The organism is Roseospira visakhapatnamensis (genome assembly GCF_014197915.1).
Classification (GTDB): Bacteria; Pseudomonadota; Alphaproteobacteria; order Rhodospirillales; family Rhodospirillaceae; genus Rhodospira; species Rhodospira visakhapatnamensis.
The window spans coordinates 157763-174787 of record NZ_JACIGK010000005.1 but is presented as its reverse complement, the minus strand read 5'-3'; the positions used below and the strand labels follow the sequence as shown (position 1 = coordinate 174787).

The following is a 17025-nucleotide window of genomic DNA, read 5'->3' as shown; positions in this document are numbered from 1 at the left end:
AGCCGTGAAAAGATGGCCGAGGGCATGCGTTTGTACCTGCAGAACCCCGCCTACATCAAGGAACACTTCCCCAACGCGGCGCGGCGCATCCGGGACTACGTCAACAGGGATCCGGACCTGAACCACACCATTCAATTCAACGAATTCGGCGCGCCCCTTGGGTTGGGTGCCCTCGGGGCGTTCGGCCTCGCCCTGCGCCCGGGGTCGGTCACGGCGTTCGGCCCGGTCATGGCGGGGCGGAGAGCGGTGGTGGCGGCTGCCGAGAGACTGGCCCCGGTTACCGTCAGGGGTGACAAGCCGTGCCGACAAAAAAAGCCAGCATTAAAGGCCTTTCATACTATCATAGACCGATGTAGGCTAATGCCTCGTCCTCGCCCTTGTTTTATTCCACGTATTTTTGTTCGAGAAGCGATGGTGGATAATCAGTGCGGGTTCTGTGAAGGGGGAGGGAAAAACTATTGAGAATGTCGCGATGATTCGCTCTGGATCTGAAGTGGCGTATCGAATTCTTTCGGCCTTATACCAGCGGCGGATGAGTGTGACTCATCCGCCCCCGGGCGCCTTGCAGGCGCCCGGATGTTCCAGATCTTGGCACCGCAAAGCGGTGCCAGGGCGGCAACGGCCCGCTCCCCCACCCGGCCACCCCAAGTATACTGCCCCAAGGAAAAGTGGGGGGTGGCCGGGTGGGAGAGCGGGCCGGCCACGGACTGCAACGGTCATTCTCAATGACCGTTGGTATTATTGGCCTCTCACGATGTTCTCTCCCAACAAGCTGACGACACCAAAAAGGAGAGTAGACGATGGGGCCTATCTTTGGCGTGAGGGGCATCGGAGAAACCCGTTTCGAGCACGGCGACTACGCGCTGCACATTCTGCCCGCCTACCGGGATGCCCTGGAGGGGTTGCAAGGCTTCAGTCATGCCATCGCGCTTTGGTGGGCCCATGACGCCGACTCCGCGTCGCTCCGGGACCAAACGACGTGTAAAAGGCCGTACACCTCCAGCAAGGCTGATGTCGGGATCTTTGCCTCACGGTCGGAGGCGAGGCCCAACCCGATCGGGATGTCGGTGTTTGCAATCCTGGAAGTCGATGTCGCACATGGAATCATAACAACGCCCTTCATCGATACTCACCCCAACACACCGCTGATCGACATCAAGCCCTACGTCCCGGCCTTGGACCGGGTCGATCGTGCCTCGATCCCGCAAAATTTCGCTCACTGGCCCAAATCGTTGGAGGACTCGGCATGTTTCGACTGGAGTCAAGAGTTCGAGAGATGTAACACCAGCGGCATTGGACACTGACCATTGAGCCCGTGCCCGTGCCCGTCTACCGCGTCACCGCGTCGGCCAGCGCCGGTCTGAGGCTGTCGGTGGGCACGAAGCCGCTGATGCCCCGCGCCGACAGAACCCGGCCCCACAGGCCGTCGGGTGACAGTTCGGTGACCATCAGCACCGTATCCTGCGACACCGTGGCCAGCACCCGGTATCCCTCTCCGGGACCCGACCGCACCACCACGGCCGAGGTCCGTACCGCGTAGAGGTGACCGATCACGGGGGCTTCGATGGGGCGGTCCGCTTCCTTGGGCTTGGCGCCGCCGGGCGCGGGGCGGGCGGCGGTCCCGCCGGGGGGGGCCGTCGAAGCGAACGGGTCCGCCGGCGGGGCTTCTGTCGGGGGGGCGTCTGTCGGGGGGCGTGACTCCGCCGGCGCGGGCCGGGTCGTGCCGGTGAACGGTCCCTGGGTGCGGGGGGCCGAGATCGCCTCTTGGGTGCTGTCCGTTCGCTCGCTCCACAGCGCCACCAGGGGCGTCACCATCGCGCCGATCACCCGCGTCGGCCCGGCCACGTACAGGGCCAGGAGTCCCAGCAGCAGCAGCGGCGCCAGGTGCGCGAGCACGGCCGTCCCCAGCCACGGACCCTGGTCCCGGGGGCGCAGCCGGGGCTGGTCGGCCAGGGCCTCCAGGATGCGTCTCGCATGCTGGCGTTGCTCGTCGGTGCGGGCGAAGCCCAGGCCCTGTTCGGCCAGGGCGCGAGCCAGGGGCAGGTTGCCCCGGGCCAGGAACGCCCGTGCCTGATGCATCAGAAGCTGGTGGTTCTCCGCCGCCGGCTGCTGGCCGCCCGGCAGGTTGCGCCACAGGGCCTGAAGCGTTCGCACCGGTCCCCAGGGGATCGCCCACCAGCCCAGCGCCCAGCAATACAGACTGGCCGCCACCGCCGTGCGGTGACCGTGCAGCCGGCAGAAGATACCGCTGATGGGCCGCTGTTCCGTCCGGAACCCCAGCCCCCGCACCCGATGCAGCACCAGGTAGCGGGGCTGCGCCGTGACCCGCCCGCAGACCTGGCAGGCGTGCGGCGCCAGCGGACTCTCCGTGGCCATGCCGGTGGTCCGCGCGACCGTGGGGCCGCCGGCCAGGCCATGCCGGCGGCCCCGGCCATGCTGGCCGACGCCCGGCACGCCGACGCGTCCGGCGGCGGGCAAGGGGGCGCGATCATACAGCGTCCGCGCCTCGGGATCACTGAGCACCCGGTAGGCTTCGTTCAGGAACTGGAACTCGGCGACCGCGCGCGGCGAGGGGTTGCGGTCCGGATGCAGCAGCTTGGCGCGGCTGCGATAGGCGCGCTTGATGGCCGCCGTGTCGGCCCGGGGGGTGAGTCCCAGCACCCCGTAATATCCCTTGGGATCCCGTACCAGGGCCGCCATTGAGTTGTCATTCCCGGCGTGGCGAGCCCGGGCGGCCGTCAAGTCCGGCGCCCGTGGCCTCGTCCCAATAAGGTTGCCGATCCTCCAGGACGACGCGGTGCTCCTCCGGAGCACGCCCCACGGTCCCGGGGGGATGGGTGTCGCCATCGGGGGCCACGTGCACCGTCACGCGCAGCCAGCGGGGCACCACCTCGTTGTTCATGTCGTCCAGGATGGCCACGCCCAACGCCTCCGGTCCCGGCCACGGCGGCTCGCTCAGTCCGTTGATGTAGCGGTTGAAGCCCTCCGGGTCCAGCAGCAGGCGATCCGGCACGTAGTCGACGACCACGCGGGCGCCGCCAAGGACCCCCGGACCGGCGGCCAGACGCGCCCCCAGGGTGACGCGATAATCCAGGCGCGGCGCCGGGTTGGCGCGGGTGGCCAGGCGGGCGCGCCGCTCGGCCGGGTCGGTGGGCGGGAGGCCGGGGGCAGGGTCTGGATCGGGGGACGGGCACATGGGTGGTGGGGTCTCCGGCGCGGTCCGGGGCTCAGGCGATCACGCCCTCTATCGGCGCCGTCGGGATCGGGGTCGTCGCGGCCTCCGGCACCGGATCCACGAAACGCCCGTCGGCCTGGAACGTCAAGCCACCCTCCAGGCCCAGGGCCTTCATGCCGGTCTCGGCGATCACCAGCAGGTCCTCGCGCATGGAGGCGGGCAGCGGGGCGGCGGTGCGCAGGATCAGGTGAAGCTGGCGCGCCCGGCCGCGACTGAGGCCGTCGAGCTGAAGCCGCCCCAGGTTCGACAAGGTCAGGTCCACCACGAACCGGTCGCCGGGATCGTCACCGCGCCGGGGGGCCAGGGTGGTCTCGCCGTCGTCGTCGTCGCGGACCCGCCCGTCCCGGATCCGGGTGATCAGGGTGATGGGCGCGATCTCGGCGCCGTCCGATAGCGGTAGCGTCAGCGCGCGCCATTCGCCGCCGGGGCTTTCGCGCGAGCGTCCGGCCAGGGCGCGCATCTCGCCGCGCAGGGTCTCGGCCAGCCGCTCCCCCCGGGCGCCGCTGGACTCCAGCGCCGTGAGGGGCTGGGCGCCGGGCCATTGCCGGACGTCGCCGCCCGCCCGCAGGGCCGCCGTGAGGCTGCCCAGCGCCAGCGCCAGTCGGGGGCCGGGCTGGGGAATCGCCTGCCGGAGGGCGTTGGCGGCGGCGGGGTCGGCGCGGGCCAGGGTGTCCACCGCCTGCGTCAGCGCCGGCCAGCCCCGCGCCCCGCCCTCCGGAATCGACAGGGGCATGGGGGCGGGGGCCGGGGTAGCCGACTGAGGGGTCGTGGAGACGACGCCTAGGGTCACCTGGCTGCCGGCCGGGGCGTCCAGGCGCAGGGTCAGGGCCAGGGTTCCCGCCGAGGTGCTCACCAGGGTGCGGTTGCCGGCGGCGCCGGCCTGGATGGTGCCGGTAAGCACTCTTTCCGGGGCGCCCGTGGCCGTGCTGGGCGTGGCCGGCGCCGGGACGGGCGTGGCCGTGGGCGACGGTTGCGGGAGGCCGGACCCGGCGGCCGGCGCGGCGCCCGAGGGGCGCGGGCTGGCCGGCGTGACGGTCAGGGCGGCGCCGATGCGGCCGACCAGCGCGCCGAGGCTGGCGCGGGCCTGGGCGGCGGCCCCGTCGGCGGGGGCCGGGCCGCGTCCCGGGCCTGGGGGCGTGCCTGTGGAGGGCGTGGCGGGGGCCGGTGTCCCGCCCGGGGTTCCCGGCCCACTGGGGGCTCCGGGGGCTCCGGGGACCCCGGCCAACGATCCCCCGCCCCATCCGCCGGCCGCGCCGCCGGGCGAGGCTGGTCCGCCGCCAGGCACGCCGGGACTCCCGGCGCCCGCCGCCCCCGACCCGGGGGCTCCGCCCGCGATCGCCCCTCCGCCCTGAGCCGGCCCGCCAGGGGATCCGGCCGGCGGCTGGACCCCCACCAGACGAAGCCGAAGCAGTGCCCCGGCCTCCAGCGCGGCGCCCGCGCCCGTCAGCGGCGCGCCGCCCCGCACCACCGTGGCGGTGATCAGGCCGCGTGTGTCCGGGCGTGTCGAGCCGGCGGCGGGAGGGTCGGGCCGTTGAGGTCCGGTCGGTCCCGGCGGCGTCGCTCCGGCGGCGCCCATGCCCGGGCGCATGGCGGCGATGTCCGCCGATCCACCCGACCCCAGGGGCTGGCCATTCAGGGCGGTGATCCGCAGCAGTGCGCCGCCCCGGGTCAGCGACAGCAGGTCGAGGGTGACCTGGGTCCCCTGCGGCAGGGGCAGGGGGGCCCGCACCGTCAATGGACCGATGGCGGTGAGGATCGTGGCGGCCTGGCCCCGGCCGCCGGCCTGGACGACCTGCCCCTCAAGGACGCTGTTCGGGGGCTGCTGGGCCAGCGCCGGGGGCGGGGCCGAGACCCGCACGATCACCGGCTGGGCGGGCGCCGCCGGGGAGGGTGGTTGCGGGGGCGGCGGCGGCGCGGGCGGCACGGTGGTCATGGGCGCATCCCCCGCGCGTCGGTCGCCACGGTCAGCCGGCCAGCAGGCGGTCGGCCAGGGCCTCCACGTCCAGGGCGGCCTCGCTGTTGGGATAGCGGGTCAGCAGCGGCGTCTGGTTGCGGATGGCCTCGCGGACGCGGGTATCGCGGCGCACCACCCCGGCCAGGGGCGGGGAGATGCGCAGGAACCCCTGGCATGCCTTCAGCAGCGTGGTGTAGGTGCGCTCGCCCTCGCGGGTCGAGTTCGAGGCGTTGACCACCACCCGGATGTCGGTTTCCGGGCGTTCGATGGCGTTGATCTTGATGAAGGCGTAGGCATCGGTCAGGGCGGTGGGCTCGTCCGAGGTCACCACCAGGATGGTGTGCGCGGTGCTGGCCAGTTGACGCACCGCCTTTTCCACGCCCGCGCCCAGGTCGAGGATGACGCGGTCGTAGTCGCGGGCCATCAGCGCCAGATCGTCGGCGATGAGCTGAAGGCGGCTGGCGGGGATGTTGGCCAGGCTGCCCGATCCAGAGCGGCCGGCGATGACGTCGAAGCCACCACTGGCGAAATGGGTGGCGGCCTGGTTCAGGGTCAGCTTGCCGGCGACCACGCTGCCCAGGTCATGGCGCGGCATCAGGCCCAACTGGATGTCGATGTTGGCCAGCCCCAGGTCGCCGTCGAACAGCAACACCCTCTGCTGGCGCTTGGCCAGGGCGTGGGTCAGGGTGATGGCGAACCACGTCTTGCCCACGCCGCCCTTGCCCGAGGCGATGGCCAGGATGCTGCGCTGCTTGGCAGGGGCCATGCGTGGCACGACCATGCTGGGGTCAACGGTGCTCATCGCACGGCCTCGGTGAGGTCGAAGGGCGGGCGATCCGACTGCGGCATGACATCCGCGCTGGCCTCTCTTGTGGGGTCTTCGTCCTCGTCCTGGCGGGGCAGGATCAGCTTGGCCAGGGCCTGCGGCGCCAGCGGCACCAGCCCGTTGGCCACATGGGGACTGATGGTCACCTCGCTGAACATCAGCTGACCCCGGTCCGCCGCCGCGAGGATACCACCAAGACGTCGGGCCATGTCCAGCCGTGTCGCCAGCAGGCGGGTGGCGCCCACCTGGGCGAAGCTCTCGCCGGCCTCGGCACCCTCCATGGGATCGATGCCGGCCGCCAGAACCAGGATGGGTTCGACGTCGGCGGCCTCGATCAACTCTTTCAGGAAGGCCATGTCCTGCGCCGAGAACGGATTGATGCCCGGGCTGTCGATGAAGACCAGGTCGTGCAATCCTATGGATTCCTCAACCAAAAAGCGAAGGGACTCGGGGCCGCGCGCGCGCTTCAGGTCCACTTCGAGGATCCGCGTGAACGCCGCCAACTGGGCCATGGCGCCCGCCCGCACCGAGTCCGCCGTGATCACGCCCACCGGCCGGTTGATCAGCCGCGCGCGGGCGGCGAGCTTGGCCACGGTGATGGTCTTGCCGGCGCCCGGGGGGCCGACCATCAGGAAGGGGCGGGGGGACTTGCGCGCCGGCAGGGGCGCGAAGGCGAAGGCATCGGCCAGGGCGGCGGTGCAGGCGTCCAGCGGCGCCTCGGCCTCGGCCGCGCCGACGGCCTGGGCCAGCCGCTCGGTCAGGGCGCGGGGCGCGCCATGGTAGCCCAGCGCCTCCTGCACGACGGCGATGCGGGGGTCGTACGCGGCCGAGGGCGCGGGGGTGTCCGCGCCGGGGCCGGCCCCGGGATCGTCCAGGGCGCGCTCGATGTCCCGGTCCAGCGTCGACTCCTCGATCGCCGCCGTGATGCGGACGCCGCCATCGCCCGCCGCCCGCTGGGTTGAGACGATGATGGCGTCATCGCCCAGTTCGGCGCGGATCAGGGTCATGGCTTCCGCCATGCTCGGAGCCGAGTAGCACTTGAGCCGCATGGACTTGTGCTTTCTGCAGGTCCGCCGAAGAGGGCAGCGGCGGGATCGACGGGCGGGCCGGGGTGGCGCGGCCGGACAGCGGTCCCGCGCGCCCGGATGCGGACGGCGCGGGATCTCACGATCTCACGATCCTAGGCGGAGGTCCCTTAAATCTGTCCTAACGTCTTGATGCGGGCCTTGGCGTGGATCTCATTTTGCGACATGACCACGGTGCTGGGGCGGAAGCGCTCGATGATGGAGCGCACGTAGGGCCGCACGCCGGGACTGGTGAGCAGGACCGGCGCCTCGCCCTGCATGGCGAAGCGCTCGAAGGTCTGGCGCACGGTCATGATGAAGTCCTGCAACTGCGAGGGCGGCATGGACAGCTGTCGTTCCTCGCCCTGCCCGGCCAGCGCCTGGGCGAACGCCTGTTCCCACTGCGCCGACAGGGTGACCAGGGCGACCACGCCGTCGGGGCTGGAGTTGGCGTCGCAGAGCTGGCGGGCGAGGCGCGTCCGCACATGCTCGGTGATGAGCAGGATGTTGCGCGTGGACGCGGTGGCCTCGCTGATGCCCTCCAGGATGGTCGGCAGGTCGCGGATGGAGATGCGCTCGGCCAGCAGGTTTTGCAGGACCCGCTGGACCCCGTTCAGCGAGATCTGGCCGGGGATCAGGTCGGCGACCAGCTTCTGGTGCTCCTTGTCCAGTTCGTCGAGCAGCTTCTGGGTCTCGGCGAAGGACAGCAGATCGGCCATGTGGTCCTTGACCAACTCGGTCAGGTGGGTGGTGATGACCGTGGGTGGATCGACCACGGTGTAGCCCCGGAACATGGCCTCCTCGCGGTTGGCCGGGTCGCACCAGACCGCCGGCAGGCCGAAGGTGGGTTCGGTGGTCTTCTCGCCGGGCAGGGTGATGTCCTCGCCCCGGGGGTCCATCACCAGCAGCATGGCGGGGCGCAGGTCGCCGCGCCCGGCCTCCACCTCCTTGACGAACAGCACGTAGGCGTTGGCCCCCAGCTGCATGTTGTCCTGGATGCGCACCGAGGGCATGACGAAGCCCATCTCCATGGCCAGGGCCCGGCGGAGCGCCTTGATCTGGTCGGTCAAGCGGGTGCTGGTGCCGCCGTTGATGAGCGACAACAGCCCGTAGCCCAGTTCCAGACGCACCAGGTCGATGCGCAAGGCCGTGGAGATGGGTTCTTCCGCCACCGGGGCGATCGGCTCGGCGGCGGTGCTTTCGGCGGCCACCCGCGCGGTGTCGCGGGCCTTGCGGTCGAGCAGGAAGGAGGCGGTCCCGGCGCCCGCGGCCAGCAGCACGAAGGGCAGGAACGGCGTGCCCGGCAACAACGCCAGCGCCAGTGCCAGTCCTGCGCTCATGCCCAGCGCCCGGGGATAGGCGCTGAACTGCTCCACCAGGGTGGACTCGGCGCTGTTCTTCAGGCCGCCCTTGGCCACCATGATGCCGGCGGCCACCGAGACGATCAGCGCCGGGATCTGGGTGATCAGGCCGTCGCCGACGGTCAGGCGGGTGTAGACCTCGGCGGCCTCGCCGAACGACAGCCCGCCCTGCACCATGCCGATGATCATGCCGCCGACGATGTTGATGACGGTGATCAGGATGCCGGCGATGGCGTCGCCGCGCACGAACTTGGAGGCACCGTCCATGGCGCCGAAGAAGTCGGCCTCCTTCTGCATGTCCTCGCGACGAGCCTTGGCCTCGGCCTCGTCGATCAGGCCGGTGGACAGGTCGGCATCGATGGCCATCTGCTTGCCGGGCATGGCATCCAGGGTGAAGCGCGCCGAGACCTCGGCGATGCGCGTCGCGCCCTTGGTGATGACCATGAAGTTGACCAGCACCAGGATGGCGAAGACGATGACGCCGATGACGAAATTGCCGCCCATGATGAAGCCGCCGAAGGCTTCGATGACCTGGCCGGCGGCGTCGGTGCCCTCGTGGCCGTTGGCCAGGATCAGGCGGGTGGAGGCGAGGTTGAGCGCCAGCCGCAGCAAGGTGGCGATCAGCAGCACCATGGGGAACGAGTTGAACTCCATGGACCGGCGCACGTAGATCACCGTCATCAGCACCAGCGTCGACAGGGTCAGCGAGAACGCCAGCATGATGTCCAGCAGCCACGGCGGCATGGGCAGGATGAGCACCACCAGGATGGCGATCACGCCCAGGGCCAGGCCCAGTTCGCCCTTGCGCAGGGTCTCGTTGAGACGCCCCCAGGCGGCGACCAGGGTCGGACCGCCGCCCCCGGCCGCTCCGGTGTCGGCGCCCGCCGGCTCGCGCCCGTCCCCGGATGCCCCGGGGGCGGCCACGGCCTGGCGTCGTGCTCCCATATCCTCGGCCATCGGTGCCGGTTCTCCCTGTCGTCATGCGCCCCGTGGGCCAGGGCTGGCGCGGTTAGGCGAACCGCGTCTGTCTACTCCGCCCGCGTTTCCTCGCCGGCGACGCCGCCGCCGGGCGGGGGCACGGTGACGCCCTCGTCCGCGTACTGGCGCAGCTTGTTGCGCAGGGTGCGGATGGAAATGCCCAGGATGGTGGCCGCGTGGGTGCGGTTGCCCAGGCAGTGGCGCACCGTGTCGATGATCAGGTCCCGTTCCACCGAGGCCACGGTGCGGCCGACCAGGCCGGCGGTGTCGGCGCCCGGATCGGCGGTGCCGGCGGCGGACAGGCCGTCGGCCCGGAGCGCGGCGCCCGCCGCGTCGTCGTTGCCAAGGGCGCCGCCGGCCAGGCCGTCGCTCTCCTCGCCGGTGATCAGGATGGCCTCGGGTCCGATCTCCGCGCCGTTGGCCAGCAGCACCGCGCGATGCAGGGTGTTTTCCAGTTCGCGCACGTTGCCGGGCCAGTCGTGGGTGCCCAGCCGCTCCAGGGCGGCGGCCGACACCGGCCGTTCGGGAAGGCTGTTGGCCGCCGCGTACTTGCGGGCGAAGTGATCGGCCAGGAGCGGCAGGTCCCGCGGCCGGTCACGCAGCGGCGGCAGCGCCAGGGTGATGACGTTGAGACGGAACAGCAGGTCCTCGCGGAAGCGTCCGGCGGCGACCTCGGTGCGCAGGTTGCGGTTGGAGGTGGCGACGATGCGCGTGTTGACGCGTACCGGCTGCTTGCCGCCGACGCGGTCGATTTCGCGCTCCTGGATGGCGCGCAGCAGCTTGGCCTGAAGGCGCGTCTCCATTTCGGAGATCTCGTCCAGAAGCAGGGTGCCGCCGTCGGCTTCCTCGAACTTGCCGATGCGCCGGGCCACGGCGCCGGTGAAGGCGCCCTTCTCGTGCCCGAACAGCTCGCTTTCCAGCAGGGTCTCGGGGATGGCGGCGCAGTTGACGGCGATGAAGGGGCCGTCGGCGCGGCGGCTCTTGCGATGCAGGTGGCGGGCGATCAACTCCTTGCCGGTGCCGGACTCGCCGGTGATCAGGACGTTCGCGTCGCTGGGGGCCACCTGCTCGGCCATCTGCATCAGCCGCGCCATGGCCGGATCGCGATACAGCAGGGCGTGGCGGTCGTCGGCCACGGCCTCCAGCACGGCGGCGATCACCTCCGGGTCCGGCGGCAGCGGGATGTACTCGCGGGCGCCGGCCTTGATGGCCTGCACGGCGGCGCGTGTGTCGGAGCCGGTGCCGTAGGCCACCACCGGTACGACGATGTGCTCGTTGGCCAGGCCGCCGATCAGCGCCGCCACGTCGAGGCGGCTGTCCATCATCACCAGATCGGCGCCGCGTCCCGCGCGCAGGGCGGCGAGCGCGGCCTCAGGATCGGCGGCCTGAGTCACCTTGGCGCCCCGTTGCAGGGCGATGCGCGCGGCGGTGCCCACCTCGCCCTCCAGGGTGCCGACGATCAGGAGGCGCATGGCCGGGCCCCCCGGGGACGGCGGTGGAGGCAGCGCGCCGGGCGGCGGGGCGCGCGGATATGGACGCGGCGATCAGACATGGAACCGGCGCACCCTCTGATGGGGCGGGAGCACGCTGTTCAGCAGCATCTCCAGCCGTCGGGTGTTCTCCTTGCGGGCGATGGAGACCACGCCCAGCACGGTGACATGGTTGACCAGCCATTCCTCGCCGGCGGCGCGCTCCAACTTGCTGGCGAGGGGCGCGAACACGACGTTGGACAGAATGGCGCCGTAGAAGGTGGTCAGCAGGGCAACCGCCATGCTGGGACCGATGCGGGCCGGGTCCTCCAGGTTGCCGAGCATCTGGACCAGGCCCACCAGGGTGCCGATCAGCCCCATGGCGGGGGAGACCTCGGCGGCGCGGCGCAACACGCTGGCGCCGCGGATGTGGCGTTCGGCGGTGGCCTCCATCTCGTGGCGCAACATGGCCTCCACCTCCTCCTCGGCGACGCCGTCCACCACCAGGGACAGGCCCTTGTGCAGGAACGGGTCGTCCAGGGTGCCGTCGAGCGGCGCCCCCTGGAGCTTCAGCAGGCCGTTGTGGCGCGCGTGGTCGGCCAGATCGAGAAGGCGGTCGGCCCGGTCGCCGGCGTCGGTGTCGGCTCGCGTCAGGGCGCGCGGCAGCATGGCGGCGGTGGCGCCCACCTCCTCGAAGCTGAACGACGCCAGGGTGACCGCCAGCGTGCCCACGACCACGATCAGGATCGCCGGAATGTCCACGAAGGACCCCGGCGAGCCGCCCAGCACGGTGGCCAGGGCGATCAGCGCCAGCGCGCCGCCGATGCCCACGAGCGCCGCGGCGTCGGGGGTGGACTTCGCCGGGTCGCCCGCTGGGGTGACCCGGCGGGAGGAGAACAGGCTACGGCCGCCATCGGCCATGGGCATCAGCTCCGGTCGGTCTTGATGATCTCGGTCATGGTCACGCCCAGGCGCTCCTCGACCACCACCACCTCGCCGCGCGCGACCAGGCGGTTGTTGACGTAGATGTCGATGGCCTCGCCGACCTTGCGGTCCAGTTCGATGACCGCCCCCCGACCCAGCTTGAGCAACTGGTTGACCTGCATGTGGGCCTTGCCCAGCACCGCCGAGACCTGCACCGGAATGTCGTAGACCGCCTCCAGGTCCGAGGCCGAGCGCGGCCGTTCGGGAACATGGGCGGCCATGTCCGGGGGACCGGCGTCGTCGTCGCCGATGTGCTCGTCGCCGTCCAGTTCATCCAGGTTGAAATCGCCGTCGTCACCCATGGTGCTCTCCTTGTTCCGGGGCGGAGTCCTGGTCCGCCTGCGCCTCGCCTTCGCCCGGTGTCGCGGTTCGGTCGGCCTCGGGGGCGCCGGTGGCGTCAGGCCGTGGAGGCGACGGTGGGGGCACGATCTCGTCCAGATAGCGCGCGACCACGGCCTCGATCTCCGCCCACAGGCGGACGGTGTCGCGCTCCACGCCGCCGTCGCCCCATTCCAGCCGGCAGTCGCCCACCGGCAGGTCGTTGTCCGGCCGCACCGTCAGGCGGCCTTCGAACCCATGGTCGTCCTGGATCGGCCGGACCGCCTGGCGGATGGCCTCGGCCAGGGAGCCGTGGACGCGGATCACCAGCCGGGGCTGGTCGAGCACGTCGGGAAGCGTCGCGGCCACCAGGCGTTCGATCTCCGGTACCGCGCCCGCCTCGGCGGCGGCCGGCAGCAGGTGCCGCGCGATGGTCAGGGCGAGCCGGGTGGCGGATTTCTCCACCTCGGCGTTGAAGGCGCGCTGCTCGGCGTCCATGCGGTCGAACGCGGCGACGATGTCCTTCAGCGCCGCGGCCGTCAGCCGCGCGGTGCTGGCGCCGGCCTCCTCCAGGGCCACGGTATGGCCCTTGAGGTATCCCTCCTCCCGGGCGGCGTCCACCTGGGCCGCCGTGTACAGGTTGGGCGGGGGCTCCGGAAGGGGCGCGTCGGCGGAGCGCCGCCGTCGATCGAGCCCCGCGTAGGGTTGTTCGTCGTCGTCGACGCGGGGCATGTCTCCCTCGTCGTCCAGGCCACCCTCCGGCACCGGGACGGGGCCGGTCTTGCGCGCGGGTTCCGAGTCTGGCTCGTCGAACGAGGTGTCGAACAGGAACTTTTGCACCGTGGCCATGGGGCGAGGGGCTCCGCCAGTCGGGAAGGGCCGGACGCGGCGCCGGACGCGCGCCGCGATGGCGGGGAATCGGGCGCGGGCGGTGCCCGCCGGGGACGCGCGGGCCGCGCCGGCCGGACCGGGAGGCGGCGCGGGCGGGCGCGGTCGGGGGGCGAGGGCCCGGGCCATGCCCGCAGGGTAACGGACCCAGTCCTAGTACACCAGTTCGTCCTCTTCCTTGCCGTCGGAGATGATGATCTGACCGCTGTTGGCCAGTTCCTTGGCCAGGGCCACGATGGCGTTCTGCGCCTCGTCCACCTCGCGCAGGCGCACCGGCCCCATCGCGTCCATGTCCTCGCGCAGCATCTTTCCGGCGCGTTCCGACATGTTCTTGAAGAACAATTCCTTGACCGGGTCCGAGGCGCCCTTGAGGGCCAGGCCCAGCTTGTCCTTCTCCACGTGGCGCAGCAGCGTCTGCACGCCCTGGGTATCGACCCGCGACAGGTCCTCGAAGGTGAACATGAGCTGCTTGATGCGCTCGGCGGACTCGCGGTTGCGTTCCTCCAGGGCGGTCAGGAAGCGGTTCTCGGTGTTGCGGTCGAGGTTGTTGAAGATCTCGGCCATCATCTCGTGGGCGTCGCGGCGCGCGGTGCGCGCCAGGTTGGACATGAACTCGGTCCGCAGGGTCTTTTCGACGCCGTCCAGCACTTCCTTTTGCACCGCCTCCATGTGCAGCATCCGCATGACCACTTCCATGGCGAAGTTCTCGGGCAGCAGCGACAGCACCCGGGCGGCGTGGTCGCCCTTGATCTTCGACAGCACCACGGCGACCGTTTGCGGGTATTCGTTCTTGAGGTAGTTGGCCAGCACCTGCTCGTTCACGTTGCCCAGCTTGTCCCACATGGTGCGGCCGGCGGGACCCCGGATCTCCTCCATGATGGCGTCGACCCGGTCCCGGGGCAGGGAGCGCATCAGCAGGCGTTCGGTGGTGTCGTAGGAGCCGACCAGCGAGCCGGTGTTGGAGATGGCGTCGGCGAACTCCACGAACAGCCGTTCCACCAGATTGGAACTGATGGTGCCCAGGTTCGCCATGACCTGGGAGAGTTCGCGGATTTCCTCGTCATCCATCATGCTGAACAGCTTGGCGGCATGTTCCTCGCCCAGCGATAGCATCATGATGCCGGCCTTCTGAGGCCCGGTGAGGCTGCGATAGTCTTCCTTGACGCGACCCACGATGACGTCTCCCGTAAGGCGGGTTCTGGCGGTGTCTGGTCCGGACGGCTGTCCGGCGGTTCTCGGGTCCGGCCCCTCGTGCACCGACTCCAGACAGAAAGATGCTGTCCGCGTTCTTTTGCCAGGATCAAAAGTGCACGTGTTTCAAAATGTTGTGCAACGACTCATGCCGTCAAGGATGGTCTCCTTGACGGCGTCGCCGCGCTAGGCGTCCTGGTACAGCCAGTTGCGAACGATGCTGAGCGCCTCTTCCGGGTGCTTGTCCACGATCTCGCCGATCTTGCGCAGGCTGGAGGCCTTGACCCGACCCTCCACCTTCTCGATGTCGATCAACTCCTCGGTATCCTCCATGTCGTCGCCGAGGCCGATGGGCACCGGCGCGGTGGCCGGGCCGGTCAGTTGCGGCGCGCCGGCGGCCTCGGCCGCCAGCAGGCCGGTTCCCCCGCCGTCGGCGCCGGAGGGCAGGCTCTCGAAGGCGCGGGTGACCAGCGGGCGCACCACCAGCAGGATGACCAGGATGGCGACGATGGCCACGCCCAGGCCCTCGGCCATGCGCATGATCTCGTCCTTGGTGAAGCCCATGAAGGACCACGCGTCCTCATCCCCGAACAGATCCTCCAGGTCCGCGAACTGCTCGTTCACAACGGTGATCTGGTCGCCGCGCTGGTCGTCGTAGCCCACGGCGGCGCGCACCAGGGCGGTGATCCGCTCCATGTCCTCCGCCGAGCGCGGCTCGTAGGTCCGGGTGCCGTCGGCGGCGGTGGTGGTGATGCCGTCCACGACCACGGCGACGCTGAGGCGATCGATCATGCCGCTTTCGCGCACCTGATTGACCACCTTGCGCGAGATCTCGTAGTTGACCGTTTCCTCGGTGCGGTTCTCGCTGGTGGAGGAGGAGGCGGCTCCGGTCTGGTTGAACTGGCCCTCGGGCAGGTTCTGGCCGACGGTCACGGGGGTCGGCTCGCTGTCGGTGGACTGGGCGTTTTCCTCGACCGTGACGGTGGAGCGGGCCACCTGGGTGTCGGGGTCGTAAATCTCCTCGTTGGTGACCACGCGGTCGAAGTTCATGCCGGCGCGGACCTCGGCGTGCACCTTGCCGGGACCCAGGGTGCGGGTCAGCATGTCCTCGACGGCGCGGGTGAGCTGATGCTCCTTGGCAAGCCGGGCCTGTTCCCGGGTGGCGGCGGCCAGGCTGCCGTCGCTGTCCATGCCGCGTGTCAGCAACTGGCCGCGATCGTCGGTGATCGAGACGCGGTCCAGGGTCATGCGCGGCACGGCGGCGGCGATGAGGTTCTGAATGGCGACCACCTGGCCGGGGTCCAGACGGCGTCCTCCGGTGGACAGCAGCACCGAGGCCGACGGCTCGTTCATCTCCCGCGAGAACACCTCGCGCTTGGACAGAACCAGATGCACGCGCGCGTTGCGCACGCCGTCGATAGCGCGGATGGTGCGGGCCAGTTCGCCCTCCAGCGCGCGCACCAGGTTGACGTTCTGAATGAAGCTGGTGGAGCCGAGCGCGCTGCTGTCGTCGAACACCTCGTAGCCGACCGAGGCGCCGCCCCCCACCGCCAGTTCGGCGGTGTTCAGACGCTGGCGGTCGCGCTGGTCGGCGGGCACGCGGATCTCCGTGCCCTCGTTGGTGAGTTGATAGGGCACGTTCTCCTGCTCCAGCTGGCGCACGATGGCTTCCGCCTCGGGCTGCTGAAGGCCGCTGTAGAGGAGTTCGTACTGTGGCGTGGCGACGCGCGAGGCGAAGTAGACGGCCATGGCGATCAACGCCGCCGCCAGGCCCGCGATGAGCGCCAGACGCCGGGGACCCAGGCTGGAGAGTTGTTGCAGGAAGCCGTTCACGTCACGGACCCTCTGGTTGGCGCCGGGCGCCCTGGGCGGGGAGGGGAGCGCCAGGATCCGTGGTGTCCGCGCGGCGGCGCCGTCTTGGACGTCCGCGCCGCGGGAGTCGCCGGCCCCAGCCATTCAGAAGGCTAGCGCGGGCGGTTAAAGAACTCCTTAACGGCCCGGCAGCTTTTGCCGGGCCTGGGGACTCGAGGGGATGTCCCGGGCCGACTCGACTCGATCCGGTCCGGGACACGGCATGACCGCCGGGGTCGGCCTCTCGGGCCGGCCTACTGGGAGAGCGAGGGCAATGCCGGCTCGGCGCCGAACAGCCACGGCAGGGCGGAGACGCCGAACAGGATGTGGTGCGCGCCGGTCATGATCAGCATCAGCACGAGGCCGATGGCCACCACCAGGGCATCCCGCGACCAGGGCTGGGGCGCGACGCGGGCCGGTTGCGGCCGGGCCACCTGGCTCAGCAGGTTGACGAGCGCGTAGATGGTGAAGGACCCGAACAACATCGCCGACATCCGGTCGCCGTTGGACAGCAGGTGCGCGCCCGCCCACACCAGGATGCCCAGGGTCATCGGGTGGACCGTCCAGCGCTTGATGTTGGATGGCACGTAAGCGGCCACCAGCAGAATGAACGCCAGCGGCATCAGCGCCAGCGTCGCGTACTGGCCCCAGGCCGGATGGGCGTAGCCGGGCAGGAAGGGGCCGGTGGCCATGCCGTAGATCATCAGGCCGAGGCCGGCCAGCGACACCAGGGAAAACAGCATCTTGTAGGGACCCGCGCCGAGGCGGGCCACCAGGCGGTCGCGCTGGATGGACATCATCGGAAGCCCATGCGCGAGGAAGAACAGGACGATGCCGAGAGCCAAGAATCCCATGAGGACGGTTCCTTGCGGAGGGAGGGCCGAGGGAGGCCGGGACGGGTTGGAG

15 protein-coding genes are annotated in these 17025 nt (G+C 70.6%); 2 read left to right on the top strand and 13 right to left on the bottom strand.

The window, feature by feature from the left end:
• Both GGD89_RS05050 and GGD89_RS05045 read left to right on the top strand, forming a co-directional pair.
• Positions 1-462, top strand: a 462-nt coding sequence (locus tag GGD89_RS05050) for a hypothetical protein (RefSeq protein ID WP_221238331.1), incomplete at its 5' end; no start/stop codon positions are given.
• 338 nt (positions 463-800) lie between these two features.
• A complete protein-coding gene (locus tag GGD89_RS05045; protein ID WP_184043018.1) occupies positions 801-1304 on the top strand; it encodes a TrmO family methyltransferase domain-containing protein in 504 nt (167 codons plus the stop codon).
• Positions 1305-1329: 25 nt separating this feature from the next.
• On the opposite strand, the gene GGD89_RS05040 is transcribed toward GGD89_RS05045, so the two are convergent.
• From GGD89_RS05040 to GGD89_RS04980, 13 genes are all read right to left on the bottom strand, one after another.
• Entirely contained in the window at positions 1330-2700 is a 1371-nt protein-coding gene (locus GGD89_RS05040) for a DnaJ domain-containing protein (RefSeq protein ID WP_184043017.1), read from the bottom strand.
• 7 nt (positions 2701-2707) lie between these two features.
• Positions 2708-3196: a hypothetical protein gene (locus GGD89_RS05035; protein ID WP_184043016.1), complete on the bottom strand. Its 489-nt coding sequence runs from the start codon at positions 3194-3196 to the stop codon at positions 2708-2710.
• Positions 3197-3227: 31 nt separating this feature from the next.
• Positions 3228-5168, bottom strand: a complete 1941-nt coding sequence (locus GGD89_RS05030; RefSeq protein WP_184043015.1) for a hypothetical protein — start codon at positions 5166-5168, stop codon at positions 3228-3230.
• 31 nt (positions 5169-5199) lie between these two features.
• Complete coding sequence (locus GGD89_RS05025) at positions 5200-5991, bottom strand: MinD/ParA family protein (RefSeq protein ID WP_184043014.1); 792 nt, start codon at positions 5989-5991, stop codon at positions 5200-5202.
• Positions 5988-7022 (bottom strand): flagellar biosynthesis protein FlhF, encoded by a 1035-nt coding sequence (locus GGD89_RS05020; protein ID WP_246422624.1) that lies wholly within the window; start codon positions 7020-7022, stop codon positions 5988-5990. Before GGD89_RS05020 ends, GGD89_RS05025 begins: the two co-directional genes overlap by 4 nt.
• A 188-nt stretch (positions 7023-7210) precedes the next feature.
• Entirely contained in the window at positions 7211-9397 is a 2187-nt protein-coding gene (flhA, locus tag GGD89_RS05015; protein WP_246422622.1) for a flagellar biosynthesis protein FlhA, read from the bottom strand.
• 71 nt (positions 9398-9468) lie between these two features.
• A complete protein-coding gene (locus GGD89_RS05010) occupies positions 9469-10890 on the bottom strand; it encodes a sigma-54-dependent transcriptional regulator (protein ID WP_184043012.1) in 1422 nt (473 codons plus the stop codon).
• A gap of 72 nt (positions 10891-10962) precedes the next feature.
• Positions 10963-11808: a motility protein A gene (locus GGD89_RS05005; protein ID WP_184043011.1), complete on the bottom strand. Its 846-nt coding sequence runs from the start codon at positions 11806-11808 to the stop codon at positions 10963-10965.
• Positions 11809-11813: 5 nt separating this feature from the next.
• Complete coding sequence (fliN, locus tag GGD89_RS05000) at positions 11814-12173, bottom strand: flagellar motor switch protein FliN (RefSeq protein ID WP_184043010.1); 360 nt, start codon at positions 12171-12173, stop codon at positions 11814-11816.
• Positions 12166-13038 carry a FliH/SctL family protein gene (locus tag GGD89_RS04995; protein ID WP_184043009.1) on the bottom strand — a complete coding sequence of 291 codons (873 nt, stop codon included), beginning with the start codon at positions 13036-13038 and terminating at the stop codon, positions 12166-12168. The genes fliN and GGD89_RS04995 overlap by 8 nt, the downstream gene beginning before the upstream one ends.
• Positions 13039-13230: 192 nt before the next feature.
• Positions 13231-14250: a flagellar motor switch protein FliG gene (gene fliG / locus GGD89_RS04990; protein ID WP_184043008.1), complete on the bottom strand. Its 1020-nt coding sequence runs from the start codon at positions 14248-14250 to the stop codon at positions 13231-13233.
• Between the two features lie 204 nt (positions 14251-14454).
• A complete protein-coding gene (gene fliF, locus GGD89_RS04985; protein WP_184043007.1) occupies positions 14455-16101 on the bottom strand; it encodes a flagellar basal-body MS-ring/collar protein FliF in 1647 nt (548 codons plus the stop codon).
• A 272-nt stretch (positions 16102-16373) separates the two neighbouring features.
• On the bottom strand, positions 16374-16973 hold the full coding sequence (locus tag GGD89_RS04980) for an NnrU family protein (RefSeq protein WP_184043006.1): 600 nt from the start codon (positions 16971-16973) through the stop codon (positions 16374-16376).
• Between the last annotated feature and the right edge of the window lie 52 nt (positions 16974-17025).